Origin of the sequence: Pseudomonas sp. UBA5568 (assembly GCF_002425525.1) — a bacterium.
Lineage (GTDB): Bacteria > Pseudomonadota > Gammaproteobacteria > Pseudomonadales > Pseudomonadaceae > Aquipseudomonas > Aquipseudomonas fulva.
The window spans coordinates 1-15427 of sequence record NZ_DIMK01000028.1; the positions used below are offsets into that span (position 1 = coordinate 1).

Consider the following 15427-nt stretch of genomic DNA (forward strand, 5'->3'; position numbering starts at 1 on the left):
CGGGATGTTGTTGGTAAAGCACAGCAGGTTCTCGTTGAAGCTGTCGTTCCACTGGAGAGCAACTTCTACACCCACACCGTCTTCGCGCTGTACGCTGAAGTGGAACACCTGGGCGTTCACCGGCGTCTTGTTGGTATTCAGGTATTCGACGAATGCCCGCAGGCCGCCTTCGTACTTGAAGAACTCTTCCTTACCACTGCGCTCGTCTTTCAGCAGAATGCCGACGCCCGAGTTCAGGAAAGACAGCTCACGAATACGCTTGGCCAGGATGTCCCAGCTGAAGTGAATATTCTTGAATGTCTCTGCGGACGGCTTGAAGTGAATGTGAGTACCGGTCGTCTCACTTTCACCGACGATGGCCATCGGCGCCTGAGGCACACCGTGGACGTACGTCTGTTCCCAGATCTTGCCGCTGCGACGCACCGTCAGTATCAGTTGCTCGGACAACGCGTTGACGACCGAAACGCCTACCCCGTGCAATCCACCGGATACCTTGTAGGAGTTGTCATCGAACTTACCGCCTGCGTGCAGCACAGTCATGATGACTTCTGCTGCCGAAACGCCTTCTTCTTTATGCACGTCGACCGGAATGCCACGGCCGTTGTCACGCACGCTAATGGATTCATCAGGGTGAATAATTACTGTGATGTCGTCGCAGTGGCCGGCCAGGGCTTCGTCGATGGAGTTGTCGACCACCTCGAAGACCATGTGGTGCAGGCCGCTACCATCATCGGTGTCGCCAATGTACATGCCGGGACGCTTGCGCACGGCATCCAAACCTTTTAGCACCTTGATGCTGGAGGAGTCGTACGTCTGATTTTCGCTCATGCCTTCACTCCCGATGGTCGTGGGTCTGGGTGATACGGCCTTGTTCCACGTGGAACAAAGCAACCGGCGTTTCCGTCTGCCAGCCTTCCCTCAATAATTCATGATCTACACAGGTGATGAATACCTGGCAGCGTAATTCTTCAAGCAAGCGACATAGTGCGCGGCGATGTTGCTCATCGAGTTCCGACGGCAAATCGTCCACAAGATAAATGCAGTGGCCGCGTCGTGCTTGGCCAACCAAATGACCTTGAGCTATCCGCAGTGCGCATACCACCAGTTTTTGCTGGCCGCGGGACAGGATGTCTGCTGCGTTGTTTGCAGCTAATCGAAGTCGCAAATCTGCACGTTGCGGACCCGCCTGCGTGTGTCCCATCTGCTGGTCACGAAGGAGGGAAGTAGCCAACACATCCTGCAGCTCCCGGTCTTTGTCCCAGCCTCGGTAATAGCTCAGGGTAAGACCGTCTAGCTCAAGCAACTCACTCAAAGTCTTTTCGAATACAGGCTTCAGGGCCTTGATGTATTCGCGGCGGTATTCATCTATTTCGGCGCTGGCCAGGCATAACTCCCGGTCCCAAGCGGCTTGCGAAGCTGGGTCAAGTGTACCATGCCGCAACCATGAGTTCCGCTGCCTGAGGGCCTTCTGCAGGCGTTGCCACGCGGGCATGAAGCGAGGTTCCACGTGGAACACGCCCCAGTCGAGAAACTGTCGCCTGATCTTCGGGGCGCCTTCGAGGAGTCGAAAGCTGTCTGGGTTGATGAGCTGTAATGGAAGCAATTCAGCAAGCTGTGCAGCGCTACGCGCATTCTGCCCATCGATCCTGATGGTGAAATCACCCTGCCGCTCGCGAGACACCCCAAGGTTACAGGTACCGCCTTCGGCAAGGAGCACCTCCCCGAATACCGTACAAGAGGCTTGCTCGTACTGGATTACCGGGTTCAAGCGAGTGCTGCGAAAGGATCTAGCCAGACCGAGTAGATGAACAGCTTCAAGAAGGCTTGTCTTGCCGCTCCCGTTATCGCCATAGAGCACGTTGATACGCGGGGAAGGGGAGAGCGTCACCGGGTGCAGGTTTCGCACCCCGGTGACGATGATACGCCTAAGTGACATTTGGCCTGCTTTGCTTACAGCCGCATCGGCATGACAACGTACGAAGAGTCGTCATTGCCTGCCTCCTGCAGCAGTGCACTGCTGTTGGAGTCCGACAAAATCAGGCGCACCTGCTCAGTGGTCATGACGCCCAGCACATCCAGCAGGTAGCTGACGTTGAAACCGATCTCAAGCGAGCTACCGTCGTAGTCGACGCTGATTTCTTCCTCAGCCTCTTCCTGCTCGGGGTTGTTGGCCTGGATCTTCAACTGGCCGGCAGCGAGCAACAAGCGAATCCCGCGGTACTTTTCGTTGGACAGGATCGCGGTGCGGCTGAACGCCTCGCGCAAAGCTTGGCGATCACCAATCACCAATTTGTCACCGCCTTTGGGCAGCACACGCTCGTAATCAGGGAATTTACCGTCGACGAGCTTGGAGGTGAATGTGAACTCACCCGTCGTTGCGCGGATATGGTGTTGCCCAAGAACGATGCTGACCATGCCTTCAGGCTCGGTCAGCAAGCGAGCAAGCTCCAGAATACCTTTGCGCGGCACGATCACCTGGTGGCGGTCGTCCTGTTCGATCGGTGCACTCATCGAGCACAATGCCAGGCGGTGGCCATCAGTGGAAACGGCACGCAGGGTATTGCGCGACACCTCCAGCAGCATACCGTTAAGGTAGTAACGCACGTCTTGCTGGGCCATGGCGAAGCTGGTGCGTTCGATCAATCGACGCAGTTTGCTTTGTTCCAGATTGCACGTGAGCGAGCCTGGCCCTTCTTCCACGGTCGGGAAATCATTGGCAGGCAACGTCGACAGTGTGAAGCGGCTACGCCCGGCCTTGACCAGCAGTTTTTGCTCATCGAGCTTGATGTCGATCAGCACGTCACTGGGCAGGCTTTTGCAGATGTCCATCAGCTTGCGTGCTGGGACAGTGATCTCGCCAGGCTCGGCAGGTTCTTCCAGTTGCACGCGGCCCACCAGTTCAACCTCAAGGTCGGTACCGGTCAGCGACAGTTGCTGGCCTTGAACGACCAGCAAAACATTTGAAAGCACCGGCAACGTCTGCCGGCGCTCGACGACACCTGCCACCAGTTGCAGAGGTTTGAGCAAGGCTTCGCGTTGAATCGTGAAATGCATGGTCTAGTCCCTTGCCTTCATATGGCTGCGCTGACGGCCCTCAGGTCGTCAGCGTGCGCAGCAGGTTCTTGTAGTCCTCGCGGATATCCGCGTCGGATTCTTTCAGTTCATTGATCTTTCGGCAGGCATGCAGCACGGTCGTGTGGTCGCGCCCACCAAACATGTCGCCGATTTCTGGCAAGCTGTGGTTGGTCAGCTCCTTGGAGAGCGCCATCGCCACCTGACGTGGACGAGCTACCGAACGGGACCGGCGTTTGGACAACAGATCGGAGATCTTGATCTTGTAGTACTCGGCCACCGTACGCTGGATGTTATCCACACTCACCAGCTTGTCTTGCAGTGCCAGAAGGTCCTTCAGGGATTCGCGGATCAACTCGATGGTGATGTCGCGCCCCATGAAGTGTGAATGGGCGATCACGCGCTTCAGGGCGCCCTCCAGCTCACGCACGTTCGACCGAATACGCTGAGCGATGAAGAAGGCCGCATCGTGCGGCAGTTCCACCTTGGCCTGATCGGCCTTCTTCATCAGGATCGCGACGCGCGTTTCCAGTTCCGGCGGCTCCACGGCAACCGTGAGGCCCCAGCCAAAGCGCGATTTCAAACGTTCCTCGAGCCCTTCGATTTCCTTGGGATATCGATCGGAGGTGAGGATCACCTGCTGGCCACCTTCGAGCAGTGCGTTGAAGGTGTGGAAAAACTCTTCCTGTGAACGCTCCTTGCGCGCAAAGAACTGAATGTCATCGATGAGCAGCGCATCGACCGAACGGTAGAAGCGCTTGAACTCGTTGATTGCATTGAGCTGAAGTGCCTTGACCATATCGGCGACGAAGCGCTCGGAATGCAGGTACACCACCTTGGCATTCGGGTTCTTTCTAAGCAGGTGGTTACCCACGGCATGCATAAGGTGGGTTTTACCCAAGCCCACACCGCCATAGAGAAACAGGGGGTTATAACCATGCTTGGGGTTGTCGGCAACCTGCCAGGCGGCGGCACGGGCCAGCTGGTTCGACTTGCCTTCTACAAATGTGTCGAACGTGAACGTGCGGTTCAGGTAGCTGGTGTGCTTGAGAGCACCTTCCACCTGCACCGTCCGCTGCTCTGTCCTACCCGCGGGGGCCTGAGCAGGTTCGGCCATGGCATCGAAGCTATCCCTCGAAGAAGGCTCGGCCACGTCGTTGGCGTTTGCAGGCGCGGGGTCGGACGAGGCCACTGGAGCGGGCTCGGACGGCGTGATGGAGGGGGCCTTGTGCGTCGTTTGCACCAGAGAGGCTGCCACAGCCGCGCTCACTGGGGCATTAGGTGCCGCACGGGGGGCAGAGCTGCGCCGGCTGCCGATCAGCAGCGACAACGCAGGGGCGATGCCCGTGCCTTTTTCTCCCAAAAGCTCAAGCAAACGCCCCAGGTACTTTTCATTGACCCAATCGAGAACGAAACGGTTAGGCGCATAGACGCGCAACTCGTCGCCTTCGGCTTCGACCTGTAACGGACGGATCCAGGTGTTGAATTGCTGGGCAGGCAGTTCATCGCGCAGAAGCTCCACGCACTGCTGCCAAAGTTCCACTGACACGGATATCCCCTGAGCTTGAAAGCCACGAAGGCTGAAACAAACGGCCATTGTACCGGGCACGCGCTCAGTTATCCACATGCGGACACGCCGGCATGTATGGCAGAACTGTCATTCAATGACCGAAACACCACTTATACGCTGTGCATAAACCCTGTGGATAACTAGCCATGAGGGCTATGCACAACCCAGTGAATCGACCTGTGCATAACCTGCATGTGTATAAATAGCCCTTTTATGCACAGCTTAAATTCAGCTCTAGAACAGTTGCAGCACGGCTTCCGAACAGGGTTTAAAAATGCTGCGAAGCCCTGGCTATGAGGCCTTCAGCACGTTATCCACAGAAAGTTATCCACTTAAGAGCATTAAGATCTTTAGAGAAGCTTTTTATATGTCTTTCTTATTTTTCATGTTGAGCAATGGTGTCCTGCCCAGCCTCATGGAGATGTCAGTGCCGCTAGCCAATCCTTACGCCCGTTCATCCCACACCTAAAGGAAAGGTTGGTTGGAAATTGACCTATGGGCTTGCTTTCTCTAGAATCGCCGGTCTCTTAAAAGGGGGCCATCCCGGCCCGTCGTCGACAAACCCAGGTAACACGCCATGAAACGTACTTTCCAACCAAGCACCATCAAGCGCGCGCGCACTCACGGTTTCCGTGCCCGTATGGCTACTAAGAACGGCCGCGCTGTTCTGTCGCGTCGTCGTGCCAAAGGCCGTAAGCGTCTGGCCATTTGATTTTTCGGCACAGGTGGTGAGTCAGGACTTCAGTCGGGAAAAGCGACTGCTTACACCCCGGCATTTCAAAGCGGTCTTCGACTCCCCAACCGGCAAGGTTCCAGGGAAAAACCTGCTGATCCTTGCTCGCGAGAACGGTCTGGATCACCCGCGCCTTGGCCTGGTGATTGGCAAGAAAAGCGTCAAGCTCGCCGTTCAACGCAACCGCCTCAAGCGCTTGATGCGCGATTCCTTTCGTCTGAACCAGCATTCACTTGCCGGATTGGATATCGTGATCGTCGCGCGCAAGGGATTGGGTGAGATAGAAAACCCGGAATTGCACCAACACTTCGGCAAACTCTGGAAGCGCCTGGCGCGTAGCCGACCGGCACCAGCAGTCTCCGCCGATCGCGCAGGGGTAAGCAGCCAAGATGCGTAAACTGGCACTCGTTCCGATCCAGTTTTACCGTTATGCCATTAGTCCTCTGATGGCCAGCCACTGCCGTTTCTACCCCAGTTGCTCTTGTTACGCCTACGAAGCCATCGAAAACCACGGCCTCTGGCGTGGTGGATGGCTAGCCGTTCGTCGCCTGGGGCGTTGTCATCCGTGGAACGACGGCGGTTTCGACCCCGTTCCACCCGCTCCTTCCTCCCGAACTTCTTCGATAGCCGAGTAATCATGGATATTAAACGCACGATCCTGATCGTCGCCCTGGCAATCGTGTCCTACGTCATGGTCCTTAAATGGAACCAGGACTACGGCCAGGCTGCCCTGCCGACTCAGAATACTGCTGCCAGCACGACCAACCCTGGTTTGCCCGATGGCGTACCTGCCGGTGATTCCGGTGCGGGTGCCAGCGCCGATGTGCCAAGCGCCACTGCTGAAACCCACACCGCCGATCAGGCACCCGTGGCTGTCAGCAAGGACCTGATCCGGGTCAAGACCGATGTGCTGGACCTGGCTATCGATCCGGTAGGTGGTGACGTCGTCCAGTTGAACCTGCCGCAGTATCCACGCCGTCAGGACCATCCGGACATTCCGTTCCAACTGTTCGACAACGGTGGGGAGCGCGTCTATCTCGCGCAAAGCGGCTTGACTGGTGCCAACGGTCCAGATGCCCGCTCGACCGGTCGCCCCCTCTACGCTGCCGATCAGAAGCGTTATCAGTTGGCCGATGGTCAGGACCAGTTGGTGGTGGACCTGAAGTTCAGCGACAACGGGGTCAACTACATCAAGCGCTTCAGCTTCAAGCGCGGCGAATATGACCTGAACGTCAGCTACCTGATCGACAACCAGAGCAGCCAGGCTTGGAGCGGCAACATGTTCGCCCAGCTCAAGCGCGATGCCAGTTCCGATCCATCGTCGAGCACTGCCACGGGTACCGCGACCTACTTGGGTGCGGCCTTGTGGACACCTTCGGAGCCTTACAAAAAGGTCTCGATGAAGGACATCGACAAAGGTAGTTTGAAAGAAAATGTGTCCGGCGGCTGGGTAGCATGGCTTCAGCACTACTTCGTGACCGCATGGATCCCGGCCAAGTCCGACAACAACGTGGTGCAAACCCGCAAGGACAGCCAGGGTAATTACATCATCGGCTACACCGGCCCTGCTATCAGCGTGCCTGCTGGGGGCAAGGCTGAAACCAGCGCCATGCTGTATGCCGGTCCCAAGATCCAGTCCAAGCTCAAGGAGTTGTCCCCAGGCCTGGAACTGACCGTCGACTACGGCTTCCTGTGGTTCATCGCCCAGCCGATCTTCTGGCTCCTGCAACATATCCACAGCCTGCTGGGTAACTGGGGCTGGTCGATCATCGTGCTGACCATGCTCATCAAGGGCCTGTTCTTCCCGCTGTCCGCTGCCAGCTACCGTTCCATGGCACGTATGCGTGCGGTCTCGCCCAAGCTCGCAGCGCTCAAGGAACGCTTCGGCGATGATCGCCAGAAGATGTCCCAGGCGATGATGGAGCTGTACAAGAAAGAGAAGATCAACCCACTGGGCGGTTGCTTGCCGATCCTGGTTCAGATGCCAGTATTCCTGGCCCTTTACTGGGTACTGCTGGAAAGCGTCGAGATGCGTCAGGCACCTTGGATGCTGTGGATTACCGACCTGTCTATCAAGGATCCGTTCTTCATCCTGCCGATCATCATGGGCGCCACCATGTTCATCCAGCAGCGCCTGAACCCGACCCCGCCGGATCCGATGCAGGCCAAGGTGATGAAAATGATGCCGATCATCTTCACCTTCTTCTTCCTGTGGTTCCCAGCAGGTCTGGTGCTGTACTGGGTTGTGAACAACTGCCTGTCCATCACGCAGCAGTGGTACATCACGCGCAGCATCGAGGCTGCCAACAAGAAAGCGGCTGCCTGACGGGCTGCTACGCTAGCTTGTGAATAAAACGCCCCTTCGTGGGGCGTTTTTGCTATCTGTCGTTTTTGTCGTAGAGGCTTCCCCAGCATGAATACTGTGCGTGAAACCATTGCCGCCATCGCTACTGCCCAAGGCCGCGGCGGTGTAGGCATCGTAAGGTTGTCAGGGCCACTAGCTGCCAAGGCGGGCCAGTGGATAACCGGTCGCAGCCTGCAACCGCGTCATGCTCATTACGGGCCGTTCCGAGACGAGGAGGGGGTGGTACTGGATGAAGGTATCGCGCTGTTCTTTCCGGGGCCCCACTCATTCACCGGTGAAGATGTACTCGAGCTGCAAGGCCATGGCGGCCCCGTCGTTCTGGATATGCTGCTACAGCGCTGTGTACAACTGGGTTGTCGCCTGGCCAGGCCGGGTGAGTTCAGCGAGCGGGCATTTCTCAATGACAAGCTCGACCTGGCTCAAGCTGAGGCCATCGCCGACTTGATCGAAGCCAGCTCCAGCCAGGCAGCGCGAAACGCACTGCGATCGCTGCAGGGCGAATTCTCAAGACATGTCCACAGCCTTACCGAAGCGTTGATCGCGCTGCGCATCTACGTTGAGGCCGCCATTGATTTTCCCGAGGAGGAAATCGACTTTCTAGCCGATGGCCATGTGCTGTCGATGCTCGATGCCGTAAGGGATCATTTATCCACAGTACTGCGTGAGGCAGGCCAAGGTGCATTGCTGCGCGATGGCATGACAGTGGTCATCGCTGGGCGGCCCAATGCAGGCAAGTCGAGCCTGCTCAACCAGCTGGCGGGACGTGAAGCGGCGATCGTGACGGATATCGCCGGCACGACCCGGGATACCCTGCGCGAACATATCCACATCGACGGTATGCCGCTTCACGTGGTGGACACAGCCGGGCTACGTTCGACAGATGATCATGTGGAAAAGATCGGTGTGGAGCGCGCGCTACGAGCGATAAGTGAGGCAGACCGGATATTGCTGGTTGTGGACTCCACGGCCCCTGAAGCCGGCGATCCCTTCTCCCTGTGGCCCGAGTTTCTGGACCAGCGCCCGGATCCGGCACGGGTAACCCTCATACGCAACAAAGCGGATCTGAGCGGGGAGCCTGTCGCGCTGCACCAGGGCGAAGATGGACAAGCCACCATCACGCTGAGCGCCAACGGAGAGGGGGGAGGGCTGCAGCTGTTGCGCGACCATCTCAAGGCCTGCATGGGCTATGAACAGACCGCCGAAAGTGGTTTCAGCGCCCGTAGACGGCATCTGGATGCCTTGCGCCAGGCCAGTGAGCACCTGGAGCATGGCCGTGCGCAGCTGACCCTTGCCGGTGCAGGTGAGTTACTGGCAGAGGACCTGCGGCAGGCACAACAGGTGCTTGGGGAAATCACCGGAGCCTTCAGTTCCGATGACTTGTTGGGACGGATTTTCTCGAGTTTTTGCATCGGCAAGTAACAGACAAGCCAGGTCCCACATCAGCCAACCGCCTCTTTGAGGCGGTTTTTTTTGGCCCGAACAAAGCCTCCAGCAAGGCATAGCCTAAGAACGGCACCCGCTAAGCCCTGTGGAAAACCCTCGCTAAGCTCCGTTGATAAGCGGCACTTTTTCTTGAGGATAAATGGCCCTGTGGGTAACCATCACTTTAATCCACAGGCTATTCCTCGTTATCCCAAGCGCTCAGAGGGGGTAAGCCACAGGGTTCAGGATCTCTGTACAGCACGTGCTACATGGCCTTCAGAGCGTTATCCACAGATAGTGCTGTGCATAAGAATAAACATAAAAACAAAGCTTTTATAAATCTCTCTTCTTGATTTCTGTTGTATGCCATTCATCCACAGCCTGATCAAAATTTGCTCAGACGGTTTCATTGAGGGGGGTGATGTCCCTATACTTGTCGGCTTACCTTTTCTATTTGCACAACAGGCACGAGGTGCGTGGTGGATTTCCCTTCCCGTTTTGAAGTGATCGTCATCGGCGGCGGCCATGCCGGTACCGAGGCTGCGCTTGCGTCTGCACGCATGGGTGTGAAAACCCTGCTGCTGACCCACAACGTGGAAACCCTCGGGCACATGAGTTGCAACCCTGCCATTGGTGGCATCGGCAAGAGCCATCTGGTCAAGGAAATCGATGCCTTGGGCGGCGCCATGGCGCTGGCCACCGACAAGAGTGGTATTCAGTTTCGCGTGTTGAACAACCGCAAAGGCCCAGCCGTTCGCGCCACGCGTGCGCAGGCTGACCGCGCCATCTACAAGGCGGTGGTGCGTGAGATGTTGGAAAACCAGCCCAACCTGTGGATATTTCAGCAATCGTGTGACGACCTGATCGTTGAACAGGATGAAGTCAAAGGCGTGGTCACCCAGATGGGGCTGCGGTTCTTTGCAAACTCTGTCGTGCTCACCACCGGCACCTTCCTGGGCGGTTTGATCCATATCGGCATGCAGAACCACTCGGGTGGACGCGCAGGTGATCCGCCTTCCATCGCGTTGGCGCATCGCATGCGTGAATTGCCGCTACGCGTTGGCCGTCTGAAGACAGGTACGCCGCCTCGCATCGACGGCCGCTCCGTTGATTTCTCGGTCATGACCGAGCAGCCCGGCGACACGCCCATCCCGGTGATGTCGTTCATGGGCAATGCCGGCATGCACCCGCGCCAGGTGAGCTGCTACATCACTCACACCAACGCCCGCACACATGACATCATCGCTTCGAACCTTGACCGCTCGCCCATGTACTCGGGCGTCATCGAAGGGGTAGGGCCACGTTACTGCCCGTCGATCGAAGACAAGATCCACCGCTTTGCGGACAAGGAAAGCCATCAGGTATTCATCGAGCCTGAAGGCCTGACTACCCATGAGCTCTACCCCAACGGCATCTCCACGTCGCTGCCCTTCGATGTGCAGCTGGAATTGGTGCGCTCGATCCGCGGCATGGAAAACGCGCATATCGTTCGCCCAGGCTATGCCATCGAATATGACTACTTCGATCCGCGTGACCTGAAGTACAGCCTTGAAACCAAAGTCATTGGTGGGCTTTTCTTCGCTGGCCAGATCAACGGCACCACCGGTTACGAAGAAGCCGGTGCGCAAGGCCTGTTGGCCGGGACCAACGCCGCACTGCGCGCCCAGGGGCGCGAGACCTGGTGCCCGCGGCGCGATGAAGCCTATATCGGCGTGCTGGTCGATGACCTGATCACCTTGGGTACTCAAGAACCGTATCGGATGTTCACATCCCGTGCCGAATACCGGTTGATCCTGCGCGAGGACAACGCTGACCTGCGTCTGACTGAAAAAGGGCGAGCGCTGGGGTTGATCGACGACGAGCGCTGGGACGCCTTCTGCACCAAGCGCGACGGAATCGAAAAAGAAGAGCAGCGGCTGAAATCGACCTGGATAAGACCCAACACAGATCTAGGCCAAGCCGTTGTGGACAAGTTCGGTACGCCACTGAGCCACGAGTACAGCCTGCTGAACCTGTTGGCGCGGCCTGAAATCGACTACGCAGGGCTTATGGCGGCTACCGGCGGCGAGTCGATCGACCCACAGGTTGCCGAGCAGGTCGAGATTCGTACCAAATATGCGGGCTACATCGACCGTCAGCAGGACGAAATTGCTCGCCTTCGAGCCAGTGAGGACACGCGCCTGCCTGTGGATATCGAGTACGCCACGATTTCGGGGCTGTCCAAGGAGATTCAGGGGAAACTCAGCCAGACCCGTCCCGAAACCCTGGGGCAAGCCTCGCGCATTCCGGGCGTTACGCCGGCGGCCATTTCCCTGTTGCTCATTCACCTGAAGAAACGCGGCGCAGGCCGCGAGCTGGAGCAAAGCGTTTGAGTTCCCTGGTTACCTCGCAACATGCCGAAGAGTTGTCCACAGGTGCCCGCCAGTTGGGGGTGCCCCTGAGCCTTGAACACCATGAAAAACTGCTGGGCTACCTGGCCCTGTTGATCAAATGGAACAAGGCCTACAACCTCACCGCCGTCCGGGATCCGGACGAAATGGTTTCGCGTCACCTGCTCGACAGCCTCAGCGTGATGCCGTTTATCCACAGTGAGCGCAGCAACTGGCTGGATGTTGGCAGCGGCGGAGGCATGCCCGGTGTGCCCATGGCTATCCTGCATCCCGAAAAACGAATCACCGTGCTGGATGCCAACGGCAAGAAGACGCGCTTTTTGACCCAGGTGAAAATGGAACTCAAGCTGGACAACCTCACGGTTATCCACAGCAGGGTCGAGGGGTACACGCCGGCCCAGCCGTTCGACGGCATCATCTCCCGCGCTTTCAGCAGCATGGAGAATTTCACCAACTGGACCCGCCACCTGGGCGACACCGGGACGCAGTGGCTTGCAATGAAGGGGCTGCATCCTGCCGATGAACTGGTAGCATTGCCCGCAGACTTCACAGTGGAAAGCGAGCAGGCCCTGACCGTTCCGGGTTGCCAGGGCCAACGTCATCTGCTGATACTGCGCCGCAAGGCTTGATTGGGAACAGACGCATCAATGGCTAAGGTATTCGCAATCGCGAACCAGAAAGGTGGTGTGGGCAAGACCACCACCTGTATCAATCTCGCTGCCTCGCTGGTGGCGACCAAGCGCCGTGTGCTGCTGATCGACCTCGATCCGCAGGGCAATGCCACCATGGGCAGCGGCGTGGACAAGCACGAGCTCGAGCACTCTGTGTACGACCTGCTTATCGGAGAGTGTGACCTGGCCCAGGCCATGCACTATTCCGAGCATGGCGGGTTCCAGCTGTTGCCGGCCAACCGGGACCTGACCGCTGCCGAAGTGGTGCTGCTGGAGATGCAGGTCAAGGAAAGCCGCCTGCGCAATGCGCTGGCGCCCATTCGCGACAATTACGATTTCATCCTCATCGACTGCCCGCCTTCACTGTCGATGCTGACGCTCAATGCCCTGGTGGCTTCCGATGGCGTGATCATTCCCATGCAGTGCGAGTACTACGCGCTGGAAGGGCTGAGCGACCTTGTGGACAACATCAAGCGCATTGCCGCCAAGTTGAACCCCGCGCTCAAGATCGAGGGGTTGCTGCGAACCATGTATGATCCGCGGCTGAGCCTGAACAACGATGTATCGGCGCAGCTCAAGGAGCACTTCGGTTCGCAGTTGTACGACACCGTCATTCCTCGAAACATCCGCCTGGCCGAAGCACCCAGCTTCGGTATGCCGGCATTGGCCTACGACAAGCAATCGCGCGGCGCACAGGCCTACCTCGCCCTGGCGGGAGAATTGGTCCGTCGTCAACGCCGCCAGTCCCGCACTGCACAAGCAACTTAAGGAATCCGCATGGCCGTCAAGAAACGGGGTCTCGGACGTGGGTTGGATGCGCTGCTCAGCGGTCCAACCGTGAGCGCGCTCGAAGAGCAGGCTGTAAAGATCGACCTGAAGGAGCTTCAGCACCTGCCCGTCGAGCTGATTCAACGGGGCAAGTACCAGCCGCGTCGCGACATGGACCCGCAGGCGCTCGAAGAACTGGCACACTCGATCCGCAGCCATGGCGTGATGCAACCGATCGTGGTGCGGCCGGTTGGCGATGAGCGCTATGAGATCATCGCCGGTGAGCGGCGCTGGCGCGCGACTCAGCAAGCTGGGCTGGACACCATTCCGGCCATGGTCCGCGAGGTCCCTGACGAAGCGGCCATTGCCATGGCCCTTATCGAGAACATCCAGCGCGAGGACTTGAACCCTCTGGAAGAGGCGCTGGCCTTGCAGCGGTTGCAGCAGGAGTTCGAGCTGACCCAGCAGCAAGTGGCCGATGCGGTAGGCAAGTCACGGGTGACCGTGGCCAACCTGTTGCGGTTGATCACGTTGCCGGAGGCGATCAAGACCATGCTCGCCCATGGAGACCTGGAAATGGGTCACGCACGGGCTTTGCTAGGCCTGGAGGAGAATCGCCAGGAGGAAGGGGCGCGTCATGTTGTCGCACGTGGGCTGACCGTACGTCAGACCGAGGCACTGGTGCGCCAGTGGCTGAGCGACAAGCCTGATCCGGTAGAACCCGGCAAACCTGATCCGGACATTGCACGCCTGGAACAGCGGCTTGCAGAGCGTTTGGGCTCGGCTGTACAGATTCGCCACGGCACTAAAGGCAAGGGCCAACTGGTCATTCGCTACAACTCGCTCGATGAGTTGCAGGGCGTACTCGCACACATTCGCTGAAACAATTCCTGTTGTAGCGCGCAATCGGAAATCACTACGAATAGTTGAATAGGGGTTAATCCACCCCTATACTCTGCGCGCATTTTGTCGGCACAAATTATGCCAAGTCATCGCTGACTGGCGGGCCGATTCACGGGGAGCAGTTGTGATGGAAATCCGCACGCCAAACCGGTTGCCTTTCCATCGCTGGGCGGTTTTTCCGGTATTGCTGACGCAATTCGTCGTGCTGCTGCTGGCAACCTTGGTGTTGTGGCAGTTGGCTGGGACGGTCAGCGGATATTCAGGGCTCTGCGGAGGCCTGATTGCCTGGCTGCCCAATGTTTATTTCGCCTGGAAGGCTTTTCGCTTTAGCGGAGCTCGGGCGGCGCAGGCCATCGTCAAGTCGTTCTACGCTGGCGAGGCAGGCAAGATGATTTTGACGGCAGTGCTCTTCGCACTGACCTTCGCAGGAGTGAAGCCACTGGCGCCGCTGGCAGTATTCGGCGTCTTCGTGTTGACCCTTTTGGTCAGCTGGTTCGCGCCCCTGCTGATGAATAAAAGACTTTCGAGACCTTAGGGCGTTTGAGGCAACCATGGCAGCAGAAACCGCTTCGGGCTATATCCAGCACCACTTGCAGAACCTGACTTACGGTCAACTACCAGACGGCAGCTGGGGCTTCGCCCATTCGGCTGCAGAAGCCAAGGCTATGGGCTTCTGGGCATTCCACGTGGATACCCTGGGTTGGTCCGTCGCACTGGGTCTGATCTTCCTGTTCATCTTCCGCATGGCGGCCAAGAAGGCGACTTCCGGTCAACCGAGCGGCCTGCAGAACTTCGTCGAAGTGCTGGTGGACTTCGTCAACGGCAGCGTGAAGGACTCCTTCCACGGCCGTAGCCCGGTGATCGCGCCGCTGGCGCTGACCATCTTCGTCTGGGTATTCCTGATGAACGCCATCGACCTGGTACCGGTCGACTGGATTCCTCAGCTGGCCATCCTGATCTCGGGTGATCCGCACATTCCGTTCCGCGCCGTGTCGACCACCGACCCGAACGCGACCCTGGCCATGGCTTTCTGCGTGTTTGCGCTGATCATCTTCTACAGCATCAAGGTCAAGGGCCTGGGTGGCTTCATCGGTGAGTTGACCCTGCACCCGTTCGGCAGCAAGAACATCTTCCTGCAGATCCTGCTGATCCCGGTCAACTTCCTGCTGGAATTCGTGACCCTGATCGCCAAGCCGATCTCGCTGGCACTGCGTCTGTTCGGCAACATGTACGCCGGCGAACTGGTGTTCATCCTGATTGCCGTGATGTTCGGCGCCGGCATCCTGTGGCTCAGCGGCCTGGGTATCGTGCTGCAATGGGCGTGGGCTGTGTTCCACATCCTGATCATCACCCTGCAAGCCTTCATCTTCATGATGCTTACCATCGTCTACCTGTCGATGGCTCACGAAGATAACCATTAAGACCGCCTGGCGTGTCTGATAGCCTTCCCCGCTCGTTTGGGGGGAGGGCTTAAAAAGTCCGCAAGGGCATGCTGTACCAAACGATTCGTTTTACCGCTTCAAACTAAAAAAC

General features: G+C 57.9%; 15 protein-coding genes. 11 read left to right on the plus strand and 4 right to left on the minus strand.

Annotated features, from left to right (window positions below; genetic code table 11):
• The 4 genes from B2S33_RS08725 to dnaA form a co-directional block, all read right to left on the minus strand.
• On the minus strand, nt 1-828 hold an 828-nt coding region (locus tag B2S33_RS08725), incomplete at its 3' end, for an ATP-binding protein (protein WP_288650169.1).
• Between the two features lie 4 nt (nt 829-832).
• On the minus strand, nt 833-1936 hold the full coding sequence (gene recF, locus B2S33_RS08730) for a DNA replication/repair protein RecF (protein WP_196128659.1): 1104 nt from the start codon (nt 1934-1936) through the stop codon (nt 833-835).
• Between the two features lie 14 nt (nt 1937-1950).
• Nucleotides 1951-3054, minus strand: coding sequence for a DNA polymerase III subunit beta (gene dnaN / locus B2S33_RS08735; protein ID WP_023532585.1), 1104 nt, complete (start codon nt 3052-3054; stop codon nt 1951-1953).
• A 40-nt stretch (nt 3055-3094) separates the two neighbouring features.
• Nucleotides 3095-4621 (minus strand): chromosomal replication initiator protein DnaA, encoded by a 1527-nt coding sequence (gene dnaA, locus B2S33_RS08740; RefSeq protein ID WP_288650170.1) that lies wholly within the window; start codon nt 4619-4621, stop codon nt 3095-3097.
• Between the two features lie 598 nt (nt 4622-5219).
• Here dnaA and rpmH point away from each other — a divergent pair.
• From rpmH to atpB, 11 genes are all read left to right on the plus strand, one after another.
• The gene (gene rpmH / locus B2S33_RS08745; protein ID WP_003253163.1) at nt 5220-5354 is read left to right on the plus strand and encodes a 50S ribosomal protein L34; all 135 of its coding nucleotides are present in this window, start codon (nt 5220-5222) and stop codon (nt 5352-5354) included.
• A 13-nt stretch (nt 5355-5367) separates the two neighbouring features.
• The gene (gene rnpA / locus B2S33_RS08750) at nt 5368-5772 is read left to right on the plus strand and encodes a ribonuclease P protein component (protein ID WP_027913306.1); all 405 of its coding nucleotides are present in this window, start codon (nt 5368-5370) and stop codon (nt 5770-5772) included.
• The gene (gene yidD, locus B2S33_RS08755; protein ID WP_078477749.1) at nt 5765-6010 is read left to right on the plus strand and encodes a membrane protein insertion efficiency factor YidD; all 246 of its coding nucleotides are present in this window, start codon (nt 5765-5767) and stop codon (nt 6008-6010) included. The genes rnpA and yidD overlap by 8 nt, the downstream gene beginning before the upstream one ends.
• Before the next feature lie 2 nt (nt 6011-6012).
• Entirely contained in the window at nt 6013-7701 is a 1689-nt protein-coding gene (yidC, locus tag B2S33_RS08760) for a membrane protein insertase YidC (protein ID WP_028686811.1), read from the plus strand.
• Between the two features lie 87 nt (nt 7702-7788).
• A complete protein-coding gene (gene mnmE, locus B2S33_RS08765; protein WP_288650171.1) occupies nt 7789-9159 on the plus strand; it encodes a tRNA uridine-5-carboxymethylaminomethyl(34) synthesis GTPase MnmE in 1371 nt (456 codons plus the stop codon).
• A 482-nt stretch (nt 9160-9641) separates the two neighbouring features.
• Entirely contained in the window at nt 9642-11534 is a 1893-nt protein-coding gene (gene mnmG, locus B2S33_RS08770; RefSeq protein ID WP_145278754.1) for a tRNA uridine-5-carboxymethylaminomethyl(34) synthesis enzyme MnmG, read from the plus strand.
• Complete coding sequence (rsmG, locus tag B2S33_RS08775) at nt 11531-12181, plus strand: 16S rRNA (guanine(527)-N(7))-methyltransferase RsmG (protein WP_027913310.1); 651 nt, start codon at nt 11531-11533, stop codon at nt 12179-12181. The genes mnmG and rsmG overlap by 4 nt, the downstream gene beginning before the upstream one ends.
• 18 nt (nt 12182-12199) lie before the next feature.
• Entirely contained in the window at nt 12200-12991 is a 792-nt protein-coding gene (locus tag B2S33_RS08780; protein ID WP_023532809.1) for a ParA family protein, read from the plus strand.
• Nucleotides 12992-13000: 9 nt separating this feature from the next.
• Complete coding sequence (locus B2S33_RS08785; RefSeq protein WP_027913312.1) at nt 13001-13873, plus strand: ParB/RepB/Spo0J family partition protein; 873 nt, start codon at nt 13001-13003, stop codon at nt 13871-13873.
• A gap of 148 nt (nt 13874-14021) precedes the next feature.
• Nucleotides 14022-14429 (plus strand): F0F1 ATP synthase subunit I, encoded by a 408-nt coding sequence (locus tag B2S33_RS08790; protein ID WP_023532288.1) that lies wholly within the window; start codon nt 14022-14024, stop codon nt 14427-14429.
• Nucleotides 14430-14445: 16 nt separating this feature from the next.
• Nucleotides 14446-15315, plus strand: a complete 870-nt coding sequence (gene atpB / locus B2S33_RS08795; protein ID WP_023532311.1) for a F0F1 ATP synthase subunit A — start codon at nt 14446-14448, stop codon at nt 15313-15315.
• The last annotated feature ends 112 nt before the right edge of the window (nt 15316-15427 follow it).

What these genes read in the sequence shown, in the direction of transcription:
- recF (WP_196128659.1), bottom strand. Translation starts at nt 1,936, where the DNA reads ATGTCACTTAGGCGTATCATCGTCACCGGGGTGCGAAACCTGCACCCG.
- dnaN (WP_023532585.1), bottom strand. Translation starts at nt 3,054, where the DNA reads ATGCATTTCACGATTCAACGCGAAGCCTTGCTCAAACCTCTGCAACTG.
- rpmH (WP_003253163.1), top strand. Translation starts at nt 5,220, where the DNA reads ATGAAACGTACTTTCCAACCAAGCACCATCAAGCGCGCGCGCACTCAC.
- yidD (WP_078477749.1), top strand. Translation starts at nt 5,765, where the DNA reads ATGCGTAAACTGGCACTCGTTCCGATCCAGTTTTACCGTTATGCCATT.
- yidC (WP_028686811.1), top strand. Translation starts at nt 6,013, where the DNA reads ATGGATATTAAACGCACGATCCTGATCGTCGCCCTGGCAATCGTGTCC.
- mnmE (WP_288650171.1), top strand. Translation starts at nt 7,789, where the DNA reads ATGAATACTGTGCGTGAAACCATTGCCGCCATCGCTACTGCCCAAGGC.
- B2S33_RS08780 (WP_023532809.1), top strand. Translation starts at nt 12,200, where the DNA reads ATGGCTAAGGTATTCGCAATCGCGAACCAGAAAGGTGGTGTGGGCAAG.
- B2S33_RS08785 (WP_027913312.1), top strand. Translation starts at nt 13,001, where the DNA reads ATGGCCGTCAAGAAACGGGGTCTCGGACGTGGGTTGGATGCGCTGCTC.
- B2S33_RS08790 (WP_023532288.1), top strand. Translation starts at nt 14,022, where the DNA reads ATGGAAATCCGCACGCCAAACCGGTTGCCTTTCCATCGCTGGGCGGTT.
- atpB (WP_023532311.1), top strand. Translation starts at nt 14,446, where the DNA reads ATGGCAGCAGAAACCGCTTCGGGCTATATCCAGCACCACTTGCAGAAC.